Annotated in this window: 16 protein-coding genes; all 16 read left to right on the top strand. The window is 35.7% G+C overall.

From position 1 onward, the window contains the following. The first annotated feature begins 46 nt into the window (after positions 1-46). The 16 genes from cysC to DKG80_RS18280 all read left to right on the top strand — a co-directional run bounded on the left by cysC (position 47) and on the right by DKG80_RS18280 (position 17180). Positions 47-646 carry an adenylyl-sulfate kinase gene (cysC, locus tag DKG80_RS18355; protein ID WP_109832874.1) on the top strand — a complete coding sequence of 200 codons (600 nt, stop codon included), beginning with the start codon at positions 47-49 and terminating at the stop codon, positions 644-646. Beyond that, positions 639-1544, top strand: coding sequence for a sulfate adenylyltransferase subunit CysD (gene cysD / locus DKG80_RS18350; protein WP_109832835.1), 906 nt, complete (start codon positions 639-641; stop codon positions 1542-1544). Before cysC ends, cysD begins: the two co-directional genes overlap by 8 nt. Positions 1545-1569: 25 nt before the next feature. Then, positions 1570-2856, top strand: a complete 1287-nt coding sequence (cysN, locus tag DKG80_RS18345) for a sulfate adenylyltransferase subunit CysN (protein ID WP_109832834.1) — start codon at positions 1570-1572, stop codon at positions 2854-2856. Positions 2857-2878: 22 nt separating this feature from the next. Then, positions 2879-3685 carry a 3'(2'),5'-bisphosphate nucleotidase CysQ gene (cysQ, locus tag DKG80_RS18340; RefSeq protein WP_317048738.1) on the top strand — a complete coding sequence of 269 codons (807 nt, stop codon included), beginning with the start codon at positions 2879-2881 and terminating at the stop codon, positions 3683-3685. A 101-nt stretch (positions 3686-3786) separates the two neighbouring features. Then, positions 3787-6279: an SLBB domain-containing protein gene (locus DKG80_RS18335; protein WP_109832832.1), complete on the top strand. Its 2493-nt coding sequence runs from the start codon at positions 3787-3789 to the stop codon at positions 6277-6279. Positions 6280-6287: 8 nt separating this feature from the next. Then, positions 6288-7361, top strand: a complete 1074-nt coding sequence (locus DKG80_RS18330) for a Wzz/FepE/Etk N-terminal domain-containing protein (protein ID WP_109832831.1) — start codon at positions 6288-6290, stop codon at positions 7359-7361. 101 nt (positions 7362-7462) lie between these two features. Then, entirely contained in the window at positions 7463-8899 is a 1437-nt protein-coding gene (locus tag DKG80_RS18325; protein WP_162555976.1) for a lipopolysaccharide biosynthesis protein, read from the top strand. Continuing rightward, a complete protein-coding gene (locus DKG80_RS18320; protein WP_109832829.1) occupies positions 8862-10019 on the top strand; it encodes a glycosyltransferase family 61 protein in 1158 nt (385 codons plus the stop codon). The genes DKG80_RS18325 and DKG80_RS18320 overlap by 38 nt, the downstream gene beginning before the upstream one ends. Next, the gene (locus tag DKG80_RS18315) at positions 10016-10735 is read left to right on the top strand and encodes a class I SAM-dependent methyltransferase (RefSeq protein WP_109832828.1); all 720 of its coding nucleotides are present in this window, start codon (positions 10016-10018) and stop codon (positions 10733-10735) included. Before DKG80_RS18320 ends, DKG80_RS18315 begins: the two co-directional genes overlap by 4 nt. Continuing rightward, positions 10732-11535: a glycosyltransferase family 2 protein gene (locus tag DKG80_RS18310; RefSeq protein WP_109832827.1), complete on the top strand. Its 804-nt coding sequence runs from the start codon at positions 10732-10734 to the stop codon at positions 11533-11535. Before DKG80_RS18315 ends, DKG80_RS18310 begins: the two co-directional genes overlap by 4 nt. Before the next feature lie 83 nt (positions 11536-11618). Continuing rightward, complete coding sequence (locus DKG80_RS18305) at positions 11619-12569, top strand: glycosyltransferase family 2 protein (protein ID WP_109832826.1); 951 nt, start codon at positions 11619-11621, stop codon at positions 12567-12569. After that, the gene (locus tag DKG80_RS18300; protein ID WP_109832825.1) at positions 12566-13288 is read left to right on the top strand and encodes a class I SAM-dependent methyltransferase; all 723 of its coding nucleotides are present in this window, start codon (positions 12566-12568) and stop codon (positions 13286-13288) included. Before DKG80_RS18305 ends, DKG80_RS18300 begins: the two co-directional genes overlap by 4 nt. Next, positions 13282-14085, top strand: a complete 804-nt coding sequence (locus DKG80_RS18295; protein ID WP_109832824.1) for a glycosyltransferase family 2 protein — start codon at positions 13282-13284, stop codon at positions 14083-14085. The genes DKG80_RS18300 and DKG80_RS18295 overlap by 7 nt, the downstream gene beginning before the upstream one ends. Positions 14086-14135: 50 nt before the next feature. Further along, positions 14136-15332: an O-antigen ligase family protein gene (locus DKG80_RS18290; protein WP_162555975.1), complete on the top strand. Its 1197-nt coding sequence runs from the start codon at positions 14136-14138 to the stop codon at positions 15330-15332. Beyond that, positions 15310-16404: a glycosyltransferase family 4 protein gene (locus DKG80_RS18285; RefSeq protein ID WP_109832822.1), complete on the top strand. Its 1095-nt coding sequence runs from the start codon at positions 15310-15312 to the stop codon at positions 16402-16404. The genes DKG80_RS18290 and DKG80_RS18285 overlap by 23 nt, the downstream gene beginning before the upstream one ends. After that, complete coding sequence (locus tag DKG80_RS18280; RefSeq protein WP_109832821.1) at positions 16401-17180, top strand: glycosyltransferase family 2 protein; 780 nt, start codon at positions 16401-16403, stop codon at positions 17178-17180. The genes DKG80_RS18285 and DKG80_RS18280 overlap by 4 nt, the downstream gene beginning before the upstream one ends. The last annotated feature ends 36 nt before the right edge of the window (positions 17181-17216 follow it).

Here is a 17216-nt window from a genome sequence, read left to right as displayed (position 1 = left end):
TGATAAGTCTTTTTCATTACTGATCAATTCGGATAGAAAACTAACTATGACTAAGAATATCGTTCCACATCGTCATACAATAACCCGAGCGGATCGAGTAAAAAAGCGTGGATATGAGCCTATATTGGTTTGGCTAGTCGGGTTATCTGGTTCAGGTAAGTCAACTCTTGCTAATGCTCTAGAAGAGAAGTTGTTTAAAGAAGGACTTAATACTTATTTGCTGGATGGAGATAATGTTAGGAGTGGCTTAAATAGAGATTTAGGTTTTTCGGATGAAGATAGAAAAGAAAATATTAGACGAATTACAGAAGTAGCCAAGCTTTTTATGGATTCAGGAACCATAGTTATTTCGGCTTTTATTACTCCTTTTGAGAAGGATAGACAAAGAATAAGGGCTATTGTAGGAACCGAAAACTTTGTTGAAGTATTTGTTAAATGTCCTATTGAGGAGTGTGAGAAGAGAGATGTTAAAGGGCTATATGCTAAGGCTCGCAGAGGAGAAATAAAGAGTTTTACAGGTATCGATTCCCCATTTGAGGAGCCTGTTTCTGCAGATGTAATTGTAGAAAGTCATAAAGTGACTATAGAGAAAGCACTTGAAGCCATATATAAAGTAGTTAAAGAAAAAATAAGTATAAATGAGTAATTACAATCTTACGCATATTAAGGAGCTTGAAGCGGAAGCGATCTATGTCCTAAGAGAGGTTTTTGCGCAGTTTGAAAATCCAGCTATTCTGTTTTCGGGAGGGAAAGATTCAATCTGTGTAGCTCACTTAGCCAGAAAAGCTTTTTTTCCAGCAAAAATTCCTTTTCCATTCGTACATGTAGATACAGGACACAATTTTCCTGAGACTATGAAGTTTAGAAACGAATATGTGGAAGAACTTGGTGTGAAGCTTGTAGTTGGTTCTGTACAGAAATCTATTGATGAAGGAGCTGCTGTAGAAGAAAAAGGTAAGAATGCTTCTAGAAATGCCATTCAGACAGTAACTCTTTTGGATACGATTGAGGAGCATGGATATGACGCATGTATAGGAGGAGCTCGAAGAGATGAGGAAAAGGCAAGAGCTAAAGAGAGGTTTTTCTCTCATAGAGATGAATTTGGTCAGTGGGATCCAAAAAACCAACGACCAGAGCTTTGGAATATCTTCAATGGTAGATGCCATCAGGGAGAAAATTTTAGAGTCTTTCCATTAAGCAACTGGACTGAAATGGATGTTTGGCAGTACATTCTTGCCGAAGACATCCAACTTCCCTCATTGTATTTTGCTCATGAAAGAGAAGTGATTAGAAGAAACGGAACATGGTTACCAGTTTCTGAATTTATTACTATTAGTGAAAAAGAAGAAATAGTGACTAAGAAAATCAGATTTAGAACACTTGGTGATATTACTATCACAGGAGGTGATGAATCTGATGCTGACACACTAGAGAAGATCGTTGATGAAGTCGCTTCTGCACGCCAAACAGAAAGAGGAAACAGAGAAGATGATAAGAGATCCGAAACCTCAATGGAGGACAGAAAGAAGCAGGGATATTTTTAGAATTTGATTTAGGACATATAAGAAGATGAGTAAAGAAATCGAGAAACACGATAATAAGGGCTACTTAAACATGGAGCTTCTTCGATTCACTACCGCTGGAAGTGTGGATGATGGAAAGAGTACTCTTATAGGTAGACTGTTATACGATTCGAAATCAATTTTTGAAGATCAACTAGATCAAGTGGCTAAGTCTAGTGAAAGAAAAGGACTTGAGCATACTGATCTAGCACTTCTAACAGACGGTCTTAAAGATGAAAGAGAGCAAGGAATCACAATTGATGTAGCATATAGATATTTTGCTACACCAAAGAGAAAGTTTATCATAGCGGATACTCCTGGTCATATTCAGTATACTAGAAATATGGTAACAGGAGCTTCAACGGCGAATTGTGCATTACTTTTAGTAGATGCTAGGAAAGGAGTAATTGAGCAGACACAAAGACATTCAATAATTGCTTCGTTACTTCAAATACCTCATGTCATTGTTTGTGTGAATAAAATGGATCTTGTTGATCATGATGAGCAAGTATTTGAAAAAATTAAAAGTGACTATGAGGCGTTTGCATCGAAATTAGATGTAAAGGACGTTAGGTTTATTCCTATCTCTGCTCTGAATGGTGATAATGTAGTAAATAGGAGTGAAAATATGCCTTGGTATGAAGGTTCTACGCTTTTATATACTTTGGAAAATATACATATAGGTAGTGATCATAATCACATTGATTGCAGGTTTCCTGTTCAGACGGTGATTCGTCCTAAGAATGATAAATACCATGATTACCGAGGTTATGCAGGTAGAATTGCTTCTGGTGTATTCAAGCCTGGTGATGAAGTAACAGTGATGCCTTCAGGATTTAATTCAAAAATTAAGTCAATAGATACATATTCGGGTGAGTTAGAAGAAGCATTTGCTCCTATGTCTGTGACTATTCAACTTGAAGATGAAATTGATATTGGAAGAGGTGATATGCTCGTCAGAGCTAACAATAAGCCTGAACCAATTCAAGATGTAGAGGTAATGGTATGTTGGTTGAACGGACAAGGACCTAAGCCAAGAGCTAAATATATGCTTCGCCATACAACTACCGAAGTAAAGGCAATGATTAAGAGTATTCAATATAAGCTAGATATCAATACTCTTCATAGAGATGAGGAAGATAAGGATATAAACGCCAATGATATTTGTAGAATGCAATTGCGAACTACTAAACCTTTATTGGCTGATTCCTATTCTAAGAATAGAATTACAGGTAGTTTGATTCTTGTTGATGAAGGAACCAATGAGACTGTTGCTGCTGGAATGATCATATAGTTGATTTGAAAAAAAACTGAATTTGGATCCCCTGAGTGATATTGAGGGGATTTTGTTTTTTATGGATATTCAAAAATTATTAGAAGTAGCTAAAACCGCGGCTGAAAAGGCCGCTGAAAAGATACTTGAGATTTATAATTCTGAAGACTTTTCAATTGAGATTAAATCTGATCATTCTCCTTTAACAAAGGCAGATAAGGCATCTCATGATACAATTGTAGCAGAACTTAAAAATACCGGGCTTCCTATTTTGAGCGAAGAAGGGGCGCAAATTCCTTTTGAGGAAAGAAAAGACTGGGATTACTTCTGGATGATTGACCCTTTGGATGGTACCAAAGAGTTTATTAAGAAGAACGGAGAATTTACAGTAAATATTGCTCTGATTAAGGATGGTATGCCAATATTGGGGGTGGTTCAAGTTCCGGTTGCAAAAAAGCTATATTGGGCATTAGATGGAGAGGCTTTTGTTCATGAAAAAGCTTCTTTTAGAAAACTCTTAGTGAACAATATATCGATGACTCAAGAGGGCCTAAATGTAGTTGCTTCTAGATTCCATTTAAATGATAAAACTAAATCTTTCCTAGATCAACTAAATAACCCTGAGATAGTAATTATGGGGAGTTCTTTGAAACTTTTAGCTATTGCAGATGGAACAGCAGATTTATATCCTAGGTTTGCTCCAACGATGGAGTGGGATACAGCCGCAGCGCAAGCTATTGTAGAGGCTGCAGGAGGATCGGTATTACAACTTGAATCAAACGAAAAAGTGAGATATAATAAGGAAGATTTACTTAACCCTCACTTTTTAGTTACAGCAGAAATAAGTTGAATCTATTTCCAACTATTTGAACATTATTAGTGTCTATAAAGAGATTGTATTTTTTCAGTAGACCAAATTTTAATCCTTAACTTGCGGCAAAATTTAAATAAATGAAGCAGCTTTTAATGTTATCGTCATTAGTAATGGCGATTTACTCTTTCTCTTCCCAAGCTCAATTTTCTTCGAAACAAATGATGCAAGCTAGTTCAGCAGGCATTGATTTAAATAATATTGCAGATTTGGAAGTAAGCGAGCTTAGTGATGACCAAATAGGTATGCTTGTTCAGAAAATCGAATCTAGTGGTTATTCTGAAGACCAATTGATGGCTTTAGCAAGGACAAGGGGAGCCTCAGAAAACCAAATCAGTGAATTGAAGAGTAGAATTCTAGCTTATAAAAGTGGCGTAAGAGTAAATGATGGCTCTGAAACAGGGGGATTCGAGTCACAAATGTCTAAGCAAGAGAAGGAATTAATGGTTAGGGAATCTCGTGTCAAAGAGGATGTTAACCCTGAATCCCAAAAAGTAGGCGGGTTAAAAGTTTTTGGGATGGACTTTTTTACGCAGACTGACTTAAAGTTTGGATCAGGTGAAGATATTCCTACTCCAGTAGGTTATGTACTTGGTACAGGAGATCTTTTAACGGTTGAAGTTTGGGGTGCTTCTGAGATGACTTACCAATTGGAGATATATACTGATGGGAATGTTAGAGTTCCTAGACTTGGACCTATTCATGTAAGTGGAATAACAATTGAAGATGCCAAGAAAAAAATCATTTCAAGACTTAAGAAAATACACAGTACAATAGGCAAATCTTCGTATGCGGATGTTAGCATAACTCAGATTAAGACTATAAATGTTCATGTCATTGGGAGGGTAAATAAACCTGGGACTTATCCATTAAATTCTTTTGGCACTGTATTTAATGCGCTATATGATGCGGGAGGACCATCTATTGAAGGTTCACTAAGAAAAATAGAAGTATTCAGGGATCGAGAACTTGTGTCAACTTTCGATGCATATGAGTATTTTATTAGAGGTACGGGAGAAAATATAACACTGAGGGATCAAGATGTTATTATTGTCAAGCCCTATCTAAATAGGGTACGTTTTGAAGGAAGAGTTAAGAACGAAGCTTTTTATGAACTAATAAATGGAGAAACTTTTGAAGACCTTTTAGAGTATTCAGGAGGTTTTAGAAAAGATGCTTATCAAGGTTCTATTGGAGTGATGCGTTATGAGGATAATTATATAACAACTAAGACCATAAATGAGTCAAGTTATGGTAGTTTAGAGCTTAAGAATGGCGATGAAATCATGATACCTAAGATTGCAGATGAGTTTAGGAATAGTGTTTCAATAGAAGGGGCAGTATTCAATCCTGGTTTCTTTCAATTGACGGAGGGGATGAAATTATCAGACCTTATAGAGATAGCCGATGGTTTGAGAGGAGAAGCTTTTGTTAAAAGGGGTGTTATTATAAGGGAAGGAGATAATTTGATGAAATCAACTTTATCTTTTTCACCTCAAGAAGTAATTGCGGGTAATAAGGATATGTTGCTTAAGAGTCGTGACATAGTTAAAATAGAATCCATTTATGGGTTAAGAGATTCCTACAAAATCCGAATAGATGGAAGTGTAAGAGCGCCGGGTGAATTCGACTATATGAAAAACATGACAGTAGAGAATTTGATTTTTCTAGCAGGGGGATTCAAAGAATCTGCTGCAAAGTCATTTGTAGAAGTAGCTAGACGAAATTTAGATGATTCCATTAAAGATGAGAACAAATCTGCTGAAATCTATAAATTTGAAATTAGTTCTGATTTGAGTTTATCGGATGAAGATTCGAAATTTGAAATTATGCCTTTTGATCGAGTTTTGGTTAGAGACAATCCATACTATCAGGAGCAAGAGTTAATTAAGGTAGAGGGAGAGGCATTATTTCCTGGCTTATATAGTTTAGAAGAAAAAGACGAGCGTATTTCTTCAATTCTTGAAAGAGCAGGAGGGTTGACTTCATATGCATATGCTAAAGGTGCTACTTTAATTAGGAGAACAGAGTATTTTGAAGGAAAGGATAGTGAAGCCGCTGCAATGAGGCGGAAGGATCTTTCTTTTAGGTTTAAAAAAGAGGGGTTAAATGATAGCGATACATTAGAGCTTTTTAGGCAACAAGAATCAATAGGAATTGAATTAGAAATGATTATTCAGAACCCTGGTTCGAAACATGATCTTATTTTGAGAGAGGGAGATATTCTCAGTATACCTAGAGAATTTCAAACTGTAAGAGCTCGCGGTGAAGTATTATATCCGAGTAATATTCATTTTATAAAAGGTAAGAAAATGAAGCATTATGTTGCTAGTGCAGGTGGTTTTGATCAAAAGGCAAAGAAGTCAAAGTCTTATGTGATTTATGCAAACGGATCTGCTGCACAGACTCATAATTTTCTAGGAGTTAAGTTTTATCCTAAGGTGGAGCCTGGAGCCGAAATTGTTGTTCCTACAAAGCCTGAGAGACAGCCTATGACTCCTCAAGCGTGGTTGACTTTAGGAAGTAGTATAGCAACTATAGCATTGATAGTTAGTCAGATTCTTAACCAATAATTCGAAATATGAAGACTTCAGAGGGTAGAGAAGAGGATGTAGATTTAATTGAACTAGTTCAATATATATGGGTAAACCGTGTAAATTTAATCAAGATTGCGTTAGTATTTTTCGTTTTTGGTTTGGTACTCAGTTTTTGCTTCAAAACTGAATATGAGGCGCTATGTAAATTGCTTCCTGAAAATCAAGAAGGAATTGGAAATAAGTTTAGTGGTTTGTCTGGGCTAGCAGGTTTAGCTGGTATAAGTTTAGATGGTATAGGAGAATCTTCAACTCTTTCACCAGCCATATTTCCAGAGATTATATATAGTGTTCCTTTTTTAGATTTTGTTTACAATACAAACGTGTATTTTGAAAAAGCAGATACTATAGTCTCACCTAAATTCTATTTCAAAGAACTTGATAGACCTTCTGTTCTTGCCCTTATGAAAAATTACACTATTGGATTACCTCATAAATTAATTAGAGGTTACACAAAAAAAGGGCAAGAAAAACAAGTGTCAAAAACAAAAATTTTAAGATATTCCAAGGAGGAGTTTGGTGAGCTTGAAGGGTTCAAGGATAGAATACTTATTGAAGTTGATGAAGAGACTGGAATTATTCAAATTAATCTGGAAATGCCAGATCCTATTGCAGCTGCTGAGTTGTTGGTAGTTATTAAAAATAAGCTTACACAAGAATTAACGAGTTATAAAACCCAAAAAGCGATTCGAGATCATGAATTTATTAGTCAAAGGTATTTTGAAGCAAAACAAAATTTTTCCTACTGGCAAAAAAAATTAGCAGCTTATAGAGATAAGAACAACAGTGTAATGAGCCAATCTGCAACTGTAGAGTTAGAACGACTAGTCAATGATCACAGTATCGCATATGAAGTTTACAGGGGGTTAGCGTCTCAATTGGAACAAAGTAAGATTCACGTGAAGAAAGAGACACCAATATTTACTGTTCTTGAACCGGTAAGAATACCAGAAGATAAAAGCCAGCCCAACAAAAAATTAATCACGGCTTTGTTTACGTTTCTAGGAATACTTGTTGGTGTTGGATGGCTCATTTCTAAGTATGTTTTGTTCGGGAAATAAGCCGAAAAGGTATTATGAGCTAATTCTATTTGCTCAGATAAGTGTAACGAAAGAATTTCAACTAGCTCTTAAGCGTTGGATCTATAAACAGAGTAGAGACATTGGATAAACTGTTCGCTAATTCTTTAAAAATTGCTGTTTCCAGTTCCAGTGTTAAGATAATAGGTCTATTACTTACCCCTATCATTACCAGACTCTACTCACCGGAGCAGTATGGAGATTTTGGATTATTAATGACAATCGTAGCGCTGTTTCAACCATTGACGGGAGGAAAGCTGGAGAACGCAATCATCGTTTCAAAGAACCAAGCGGAAGGTTATACACTCTATAATGCTTCAATTTACTTAAGTCTTCTTTTCGTAGGTTTTTCATTGCTATTAGGGGTTTTGTTGAAAGGATTCGGAATTATTTTTCCTGTTAGCGACTTTAATCTTTTTGTACTGGCGCCTCTGTTGCTTTTTTTTATGGCGTTGTTTAATTCAAACAAGCTTATGCTGAATAACCTTGAGAAGTATAATAAAATGGCAGTATTAAATGTTTCAAGTGGTATTTCCACTTCGTTATTGAGGTTATGTTTTGGCTTAGTCGATTCACTTAAGAATTTTGGTTTGGTATTATCGGAAATTTGGCACAAGGCGCTTTATGTAATAATGTCTCAGCGAGCAATAATGAGAAGCTGTCCGTCATCTGTAAGCTTCTTTAGTCCTAATCTCAACCAAACATGGAATGTTGTTAAAGCATATAAGAGATTTCCATTATATGAAGTTCCCTTGGGACTGGTAGTTTCATTGACTTCTAGGTTTACAGTTTTTTTACTAATAGGTCTCTACAGCAAAACCATATTGGGATATTTTATTTTTTCAGAACAGATGCTCAGGAAATTTGTTGACTTGTTTTCTACCAGTATTGGTGAAGTCTTTTACAAGAAGGCTTCTATTTCTGGCCAAGAGGAGATGAGTCGGTTCACGATAGATTTGTTTACAAAACTTTTGGTCATCGGCTATTTGTTTTTTTCTCCGGTTTTATTTTGGGGCAAAGAGCTATTTAGTTTTGCATTTGGTGATGAATGGGGAAAAGCAGGAATATTTTCTCAGATATTGTCACCGTTTTTGTTTGCTGTTTTTGTGTTTAAGCCGATTCAGAGCATTTATAGATTAGTGGGGCGACAAGATGTGCAGTTGTTTTCTGGCTTTGTGCAAATGATTCTATCCATTATTTCAATTTATATCGGATGGTATTTTTTTGAGAGTGATGAATATTCAATAGTATTTTTTTCAATTACCAATTCTTCCATTATTTACTTTAACATCTATTATGTACTGCGTAAATCAAAAAATGATCTAAAAAAGCTTTTGATGAGCAGAGGTAAGATAGTTTTGTTTCTTTTTACGGCTTCATTGCCATATATCATCGGTATATTTTACGTTACGAATAGTATTCCAATGATTATTGCACAGGAGTGCATATCAGTGGGTATTCTGGGGTTATTGTTTTTTCATTATGACAAGGAGAATTTTAAGCAGCTGGTCAAATTTTAGACTAAAATTTTGGATAGAATACGGTAAGGCGATTTACTATTTTGCAAATCGATTATTGGATGTGTTTTTATATCGGAATTCCTCAAGAATCGTTTTGAATATAGTTCATTCTATTCAAGAGTCATATCATCTGCTTGGGCTAAAAACCAACGTTGCTTCCTTTAAAGTTTTAACAGAGGCTCATCTCGAAGACTATGACCAAGCGTTTATTGACAAGGCAATAAGAAATGATATTGGATACATTCGTAAAAAGGAATTTCCAAGTCGTAATTACTATGAACTTAAGGAGGTAACTTTTTCGGTAAGCAAGGGGTTAATTTGGAATGATAAGGGGCACATTTTTTCGGAAAGTTTTTCTGGTTCGGTTAAGAGGTTGCTGTACAATACTAACCCCCATATAATGTTGTCCTTAAATGCAAAGTTTGTGGAGGGAGACAATCTAATAAGTTTGCCCGTTAAACCATTCTATCATTTTGTCTTTGAGGAACTTCCAGCCATCTTGTTCGCACTTGAAAACTGTAGCTATCTTAAAATAGTTATTGATCAAAAGAGTCAGATACCTGCATTTTACATGGAGTCTTTAAAATATCTTCTTGGAGATAAATTTGAGGATAAAGTGATACTATGTTCAGGTGTAATAAAAACCTCAGATTATACCTTGATTTCGAAGCCAGACACTTCAGGTTACATTTCAAATTCTGAAATAGAGATATTAAACCAGTATTTTGATTTAGAAGACACTGAATCTACTGATGGGCATAAAATCTACATTTCTAGGGAAATGGCCCCATCTCGAAACATGGAAAATGAAGCGAAATTTCAAAAATCCCTTGAGAGGCTTGGTTTTAAAGTATTGCATTTAGAAAAATTAAGCTTTGTAGATCAGGTGAGAGCAGTAAAGCAAGCTTCGGAGGTAATTGCACCACATGGGGCAGGATTGAGCAATTTAGTTTGGGGTAAAAAAGAAAAAAAAGTAATTGAGATATTTCCTAGTCAGTATCAGAACTTATGTTTTGCTAGATTAGCGGCCTTAAAGGGTCATAGCTATAGGTCGTACGCTTGCAATAGACAAGACGGCAAAGAAATGATCCCTATTGATGATATAATTCAATCGTTATGAAATTATCTAAGTTTTTATTCAGTATACTAAGTTCTATTCGAAAGAAATTGACTCCAATTGAATTTCGGCAAATGAAACATTTTGTTCGTAAGGGGTGGATTTTTAGATGGTTTCACGTACGAAAGGCTTTGAAAAAAAGCGGGGAGATTAAGCTGCAAGTCGGAGGTGGAAAACACGTTCTTACCGACTGGATCAACGGAGACCTCATTCATGGAGATATATATCTAGACGCTACAAAAAGGTTACCTTTTCCAGATGGATCAGTAGATTATGTTTTTGCAGAGCAATTCATTGAACACATCGGACATTTGGATGGAAAAAAGTTTCTAAAAGAAGTGTATAGAGTTCTTAAATCAGATGGGGCCATAAGGCTTTCTACTCCAGACTTAGATAGATTGGCCACCATGTATTTGAGACAAAATGAGAAAGTGAAAATTGAGAGTGCCATTGCTCGACATAAGAGGAATCATAATCCAGAAGTTGCTACATCTGCGGAATTTATAAATGATATATTTCGTCTTTGGGGTCATCAATTTATTTATGATGAGGAAACATTGAGTAGAGATATTGAAATGTCAGGCTTTAAAAAATTCAGTAGATACAGTTTTGGGGAGTCTGAAATAGCAGATTTTCAGGGTCTTGAGCGACATGCCGACGAAGAATGGATGAAAGATGGGTTCCAGCTTATTATAGAAGCTGAAAAGGTAGGGGTATGAATGAGCCGTTAGTTAGTGTTAATATTACCACCTATAATCGCTCCGACTTACTGACTAATTGCCTTGAAAGTGTAACAAGTCAATCGTACAAAAACCTTGAAATAAATGTTGTCGACGATTGCTCTTCGGATAGCACTGAAGATACAATGCAAGAATTGCAGCGTAAAGATTCCAGAATTAAATACCATAGGAACAACCAGAACTTGGGCAATGCAGGGTCAAGAAACAGAGCCCTTAAAGAGTCAAGTGGTGAGTACGTTGCCTTTATGGACGATGATGATGAATGGGTAGACGAGCATAAAATAAGGAAGCAGGTAGATTTTTTCCTTTCATATGGTGATCAGTACTCTATTTTGTTTACTGGAGTAAGAATTGTTGGCGACCATGGAATAAGAGAGGTATGTGATTTTGATCTAAATAATATCAAAAAAAAAATTTTAAGAGGTAATGGAATCATTTACAATTCAACAGTGATGATGCCCAAAAAGTGCCTTGATTTAGTGGGAGGATTTTCGGAGAAAGTAAGAAAGGGAGTGGATAGCGAGATGTTTCGAAGATGCATTTTAAAACACAATATGAAGATTTCATATTTGAGAGATGTAACCACGGCCTATAGCGAAGTAGGTGACGATAGAATGACTTTGCTTAATGATAGATCAAAGATTGTGAATACGATTGTTTCTCATTCTTACAATTTGATTAACTATTTCAGATTTTACCTATCATATCCTCAAGCTGCTGCTCATCGAATGAGAATCATTGCTGCAATGGTTTATAGATTAATTTTTCGTCTACGCTAAATTTTCAATAGCACTCTGCAGGTGGTTTGGGATATTTTTTTGCAAGCCAGCAACCAACTTAATGTCCTTAATTAACGATAAAGATGGAACTAGTCACAGTATGTATTACGACTTTCAACAGGGAGTCTTTAATAAGACCAGCAGTAGAAAACATATTGAAGCAAACGTATCAGAACTTTGAATTGATCATTGTTAACGATTGTTCTGTGGATGGTACAAAACAAGAACTTGATGAGATTTCAGACCTGGATGAAAGGATAAGGGTCTTTCATCATGAATTTAATAAAGGGTTGTCTGCTTCAAGAAACACTGCTATTGATAATGCCAATGGCAAGTATTATACTTTTGTCGACGACGATGATGCATGGGATGAGGATTATTTAAAAAAGTTCATGAACTTCGTATCAGACTTTGATGATACCTATTGTTTCTGCTGTGGGACGATCATCGAAGACGACTTAGGTAGAACAATGCATGTTTCCTCGGAGCTAAATGGGACGTTGAAAGAAATTATTGCGAAGGGCTATGCCCCGCCAGTTGCTGGGCAATTTTATCATACCGAGATGCTCAAATCCATAAATGGATACAATGAGCAAGTAAGAAGTGGAGTTGATCACGATTTATGGATTAGATTGGCCAAAAAGGGAATTTATATTAGCTCTCTGAAGGACTGCTTATCTTTACCCAACAATGATCAAAGCCAAGATAGAATCACGACTAATTATCAAAAAAGGCTAAATGGAATAAAATCCTCATTAGAGATTTGGAAGGAAGATTTGGTAATGATGTATTCAGATGAGTTTTTTGAAAGATTTAAGTCTGCATATATGCTCACTGAGAGAATGCGTTTTTTTAGGCAATTTCTGTTTCAGAAGAGGTTTTTTAAGGCACTGACCATTTACTTTGAAGTTTTTAGGAAAACAAAAGTTCGCTCGCAAATTTCGATGTTGATTGTATTTGGGTTGCATCTTGTGAATTGGAAGTTTAAAGGCAAACAAGTTTATGCCGTAAAGAAACCTTCTTTAAAATTATGAAAGACACCGAAAAATGGGTTGAAACCAAGGTTAGATACCGGAGAGGAAAGGCTTTGCCTAACATAGAATATGTTAACCCAGGGTCTGTTATTATGCTTGGCAGACAACTGAGAGATTATGATAGACTGATTAGAAAGTATTCAAATGGGAAGTTGTTGGACTGTGGCTGTGGCACTGTTCCATATTTTCCGATGTACAAGGAGAATGCAGATTCGATAGTTTGTACAGATTGGGAGAGCAGTAAGCATGACAACATTCATATAGATACGTTTGCAGATTTGAATCAGCCTTTGCCATTTGAGTCTTCATCTTTTGATACGGTGATTTTGACAGATGTCTTAGAGCACATTTTTGAGCCAAGGGCTTTGCTAGCAGAGTTAAATAGAATTTTAAATGATCAAGGAGTTGTCATTATCTCCGTTCCATTTTACTACTGGCTACACGAAGAACCACATGATTTTTTTCGCTATACCAAGTTTTCTTTGATCGGGTTAACCGAATCAAGTGGTTTAAAAGTCGAAGAATTGGTAGAGTATGGTGGATTAAATGACATATTTCTTGATTTGATCAATAAGACATTGTTTAGAAGTAAATTTTTAGCCAAGATGCTCATGATGACTTCTAATGCAATCGAATATGTGCCGTTTTATTCCAAGCTACGAGATTTAACCAAGAAAAAGTTTCCGTTAGGGTATTGTTTAGTCGTGCGAAAATGTTGAAAGTATCAGTAATCACCGTAGTCTACAATGGTGCAGACGTAATTGAGAAAACGATTCAAAGTGTCTTAAGCCAATCATTTCAAAATTTAGAGTATATCGTAGTAGATGGTGCGTCTAACGATGGTACACTTGAAGTATTAAGTAAATATTCCGATTCAATATCAAAATTTATCTCTGAAAAAGATAGTGGAATATATAACGCTATGAACAAGGGTATTGTCCTCTCTTCAGGTGATTACCTCCTTTTTCTAAATGCAGGAGATATCTTTTACTCTGATCAAAGCTTGGAAAAACTAATTTCGGTGGCCAATAATCATCAATGGGACTTTATCTATGGCAAGGCTGTATTAGAAGATGAAACAAGTGGAATCGAATTGGAATTTGGAAAAGAGCTTGTTCCACAAGAGCTGAACAAGAAGATGCCTATATGCCATCAAGCAATTCTCTATCATGATACTGCTTTTCAAGAGATAGGTAACTATGATGAGCAATTGAGAATAAAAAGTGATCACGAGTGGTTAGTAAGATATTTTCATCTCAAAAATCAGGACACCAATTATCAGTTTGTAGACGAATTTGTTGTGCGATATGATATGATAGGTTTTTCGGTCATGAATAAAGATGTATCACTGAGAGAGCACTGGGAAATTGCAAAAAAGTACTTCAGTTGGCCCGTAAAAGCTAAGATGGCTTTGACTTATCCATTATATTATTTGAAGTACAAGTTGTTGAAAAGACTTATTGGAGGCAGGTTGCTAAATTCTTACAGGAAACTAAAGTTGAAATTAGGCAAGTGAGAAGCAAGGTCATATCGGATCTGATGGATAAGTTTATTTATCTAATGCTATTGGCGTTTTTATTGGTTGATGCCGCCAATGGTTTTTTTCTTCACAAAGGTGTGACCACAGGTGCTGCGGAAATCTTTAAGCTCCTGTTGTTTTTACTACTATTTCTCAGAGTTATTGAGCTTGGCAAAGTAGAGGCACTTTGCATTTTTGCAGCCATTGTGTTTGCATTTGTGCATAGCATGATGGGCTTTTTTGTAACTTCTAACTTGTCCTACCTCAAGGAAGAAATGGTATTTGCTTCAAAGGTCATTTTTATCCCATTAAGTTATGTGTACTTCAAAAAGTTAGTCGAGCGTGAGGGGGATAATTTTATCGGAAAAGTCAAGACAATTATTAAAACAAATTTTGTTGTCTTAATCATTAATCTGTTGCTCGGTGTTCTAGGCTTCGGCTATGCACAGTACGGCGGAACGATAGGTTCCGTAGGTTTCTTCTTTTCAGGTAATGAAGTTTCTGGCGTTCAGTTAATCCTAAGCGGTTTTATACTCTTCTTTTCCATTAAGAAGAAAAAGACCTATCTACTTGTCTCCTTCTTGGTATTGATATTAGCAATGGTAAAAGCAACCAAAGTGGCTATTTTGGGAACGGTTATTTTGATTTTATACCTCTACTTTTTGCATTCTCGTAAAAAATCTAACAACATATTTATATTTAAGTATGGACTAATACTCTTGGTGGTCAGTCCAATGCTTTTTTTTCTAGTGAAGGTTGGAATTGAACAATCAGGTTTAATTAATAGGTTGATTCATTTCTATAGTAATAAGGATTTACTGACGTTTATAATGTCAGGAAGAAATATATATGCGAAAATAGGTCTCGATTTATACATGAATACTTTCTCATTTTTAGAGATGATGTTTGGGATAGGGATGGGTAGATTGTCAGAAATCTTTAGCGTTCCCTTCTACGGACTCAGAAATACTGTTGAGATAGATTTTTTCGATTTTTTACTTTACTACGGCCTTATCGGAGTTTTAATAAACTTTGGTTTCTGGGCTTACCTGACCATTAAATCTTATGTAGGGTATAGAAAACACGCTGATTACGGGGCGGTGGTTTTTGCTACCAATCTATTGCTTGTTTTTGCCTCGTTTACTGGCGGTCACATTATGTATTCTGGTATGCTAGGGGTGTTTATTGGTCTATCGAATTCTTTAATATCATACAAACAAGATGGAGAAAAAAAAATCGATTAAAGGACTGCTGATTTCAAATATCTACCCAAGCAAAAATTATCCTTATCGAGGCATTTTTGTCAGAAGATTCGTTGAGCAACTCGAAGAACATAATGTAAACTTTGATCAAAAGTGTGTGTTGTCATATACAGATCATAAAATTTTGAAACTGGTTTTCTATTTTAAATTTTATGTCGAAACTATCATCAAGGTAGTCCAGGGTAAGTACGATTTTATATACCTTCATTATATTAATCACTCGCTGATTCCGTTTGTTTTGCTTAAATTTTTCCTTCGGAAGCCTTTGTTTCTTAACGCACATGGAAGTGATGTCTTTCCTGAAAAATGGATAGCAAGCATTCTAATCGAAATTACTAGAGGAGTGTTGAATTCTGCTTCTTTAGTGGTTGTGCCCTCTACCTATTTTAAGCAGGTGATTCAGGAAAAGTACCCAAAGTTTGATTCTAAAAATATCATCGTTTACCCTTCAGGTGGAGTTGATAGATCAAAGTTCTTTCCAAAGGAGAGCGAAAAAAGATCATTGACCCATATTGGCTATGCAGGTAGAATTGACTTTGGAAAGGGCTGGGAAGTTTTACTAAAAGCATTTGCTAACGTACACAATAAAGGGTCTTATAAATTGAGTATTGCCGGTTCTGGCAAACATGATCAAGATTGTATTGCGTTGATCGATGAATTGGGATTGGCTTCCCAAGTCGAATTTATTGGCTCGTTATCACCAGATGAGATGCCATCTTTCTTCCAAAATTTGGATGTATTTGTTTTTCCTACTTATAGATTGTCCGAAAGCTTAGGCTTGGTTGGAATAGAGGCTATGGCTTGTGGGATACCCCTAATAGGTTCCAATATTGGAGGATTGAGAGATTATTTAATTGAAGGAGTAAATGGCTACTTCTGTGAACCTAAAGATGTTGAATCACTCAGGGCATGCATTGAAAAATTTGAAGAGTTGGGACAGGATCAAAAGATAAAATTGGCAGAGAATGCCTTTTTGACAGCTAAGAAGTATGATTCGAATGCTGTTGCAAAAGACATTGCAGTAGTTTTGAAAGACAAAATCATTAAGGCATGAATAACCCAAAGTTTACAATCTTGCTTGCTTCTTACAACAGGTTGGAATTGCTTAAGGCATCATTGAAAAGTTCCTTGTCGCAAGATTTTGAAGACTATGAAGTACTTATCGTTGATGATGGATCAGAGCAGGAAACGGTTAATTACATTAAAGAGCTAGAATCCCATGAACAAAGACTCAGAGCGGTATATCAACGGAATCAAGGAGTGGCGGTTGCTAGGCAAAATGGACTTTTAAGTGCGAATGGTCAGTACATTGTGATTCTGGATTCAGATGATACACTTGATGTTAATACTCTTTTAAGACTAGATTTACACTTATCGAGAGAAAAGTCAGACTTGGTTTATGTAAATAACCGAGAAGTATTTAATCAACGTGTAAGAGTCTCTAACTATCCAAAATATATCTCCAATCAGCAAATGATTAATGCAATTTTTTTAAGACCTAGGGTTCCGTTCAAACATTCGGGAACAACATTTCTTAAATCTAAAGCAATAGAAATTGGTGGTTATGATGTTAATTTGCGAATTAAAATCGATATTGATTTTTTTTTGAAGTTTCTTAACACAGAAAATAAAGTGAGTCTATTGGATGAGACGCTTGTCACATTTTTACTTCATAAACGATCTATAAGTAAAAGTAGGTTTAAAGGTATTCTAGTTTGGTGGAGACTTGTTGATAAGTATGGAGGGAGGAGTAAGATGAATTTGATGTGCTATAAGTTTGTAAGAGCCTTTATTGAAGTCGGGAAATATATTTTTCTGAAATTCAGTTAACGTGTACATTCTATTTGTCCGAATCAGTATTTTGAT

The organism is Reichenbachiella versicolor (assembly GCF_003171675.1).
Lineage (GTDB): Bacteria > Bacteroidota > Bacteroidia > Cytophagales > Cyclobacteriaceae > Reichenbachiella > Reichenbachiella versicolor.
This window is presented reverse-complemented; position numbering and strand designations above follow the sequence as displayed.

Bases quoted from the DNA above. Each gene is read 5' to 3' on its own strand.
- cysC (WP_109832874.1), top strand. From the start codon at position 47: ATGACTAAGAATATCGTTCCACATCGTCATACAATAACCCGAGCGGAT.
- cysD (WP_109832835.1), top strand. From the start codon at position 639: ATGAGTAATTACAATCTTACGCATATTAAGGAGCTTGAAGCGGAAGCG.
- cysN (WP_109832834.1), top strand. From the start codon at position 1,570: ATGAGTAAAGAAATCGAGAAACACGATAATAAGGGCTACTTAAACATG.
- DKG80_RS18335 (WP_109832832.1), top strand. From the start codon at position 3,787: ATGAAGCAGCTTTTAATGTTATCGTCATTAGTAATGGCGATTTACTCT.
- DKG80_RS18330 (WP_109832831.1), top strand. From the start codon at position 6,288: ATGAAGACTTCAGAGGGTAGAGAAGAGGATGTAGATTTAATTGAACTA.
- DKG80_RS18320 (WP_109832829.1), top strand. From the start codon at position 8,862: ATGACAAGGAGAATTTTAAGCAGCTGGTCAAATTTTAGACTAAAATTT.
- DKG80_RS18315 (WP_109832828.1), top strand. From the start codon at position 10,016: ATGAAATTATCTAAGTTTTTATTCAGTATACTAAGTTCTATTCGAAAG.
- DKG80_RS18310 (WP_109832827.1), top strand. From the start codon at position 10,732: ATGAATGAGCCGTTAGTTAGTGTTAATATTACCACCTATAATCGCTCC.
- DKG80_RS18305 (WP_109832826.1), top strand. From the start codon at position 11,619: ATGGAACTAGTCACAGTATGTATTACGACTTTCAACAGGGAGTCTTTA.
- DKG80_RS18300 (WP_109832825.1), top strand. From the start codon at position 12,566: ATGAAAGACACCGAAAAATGGGTTGAAACCAAGGTTAGATACCGGAGA.
- DKG80_RS18295 (WP_109832824.1), top strand. From the start codon at position 13,282: ATGTTGAAAGTATCAGTAATCACCGTAGTCTACAATGGTGCAGACGTA.
- DKG80_RS18285 (WP_109832822.1), top strand. From the start codon at position 15,310: ATGGAGAAAAAAAAATCGATTAAAGGACTGCTGATTTCAAATATCTAC.
- DKG80_RS18280 (WP_109832821.1), top strand. From the start codon at position 16,401: ATGAATAACCCAAAGTTTACAATCTTGCTTGCTTCTTACAACAGGTTG.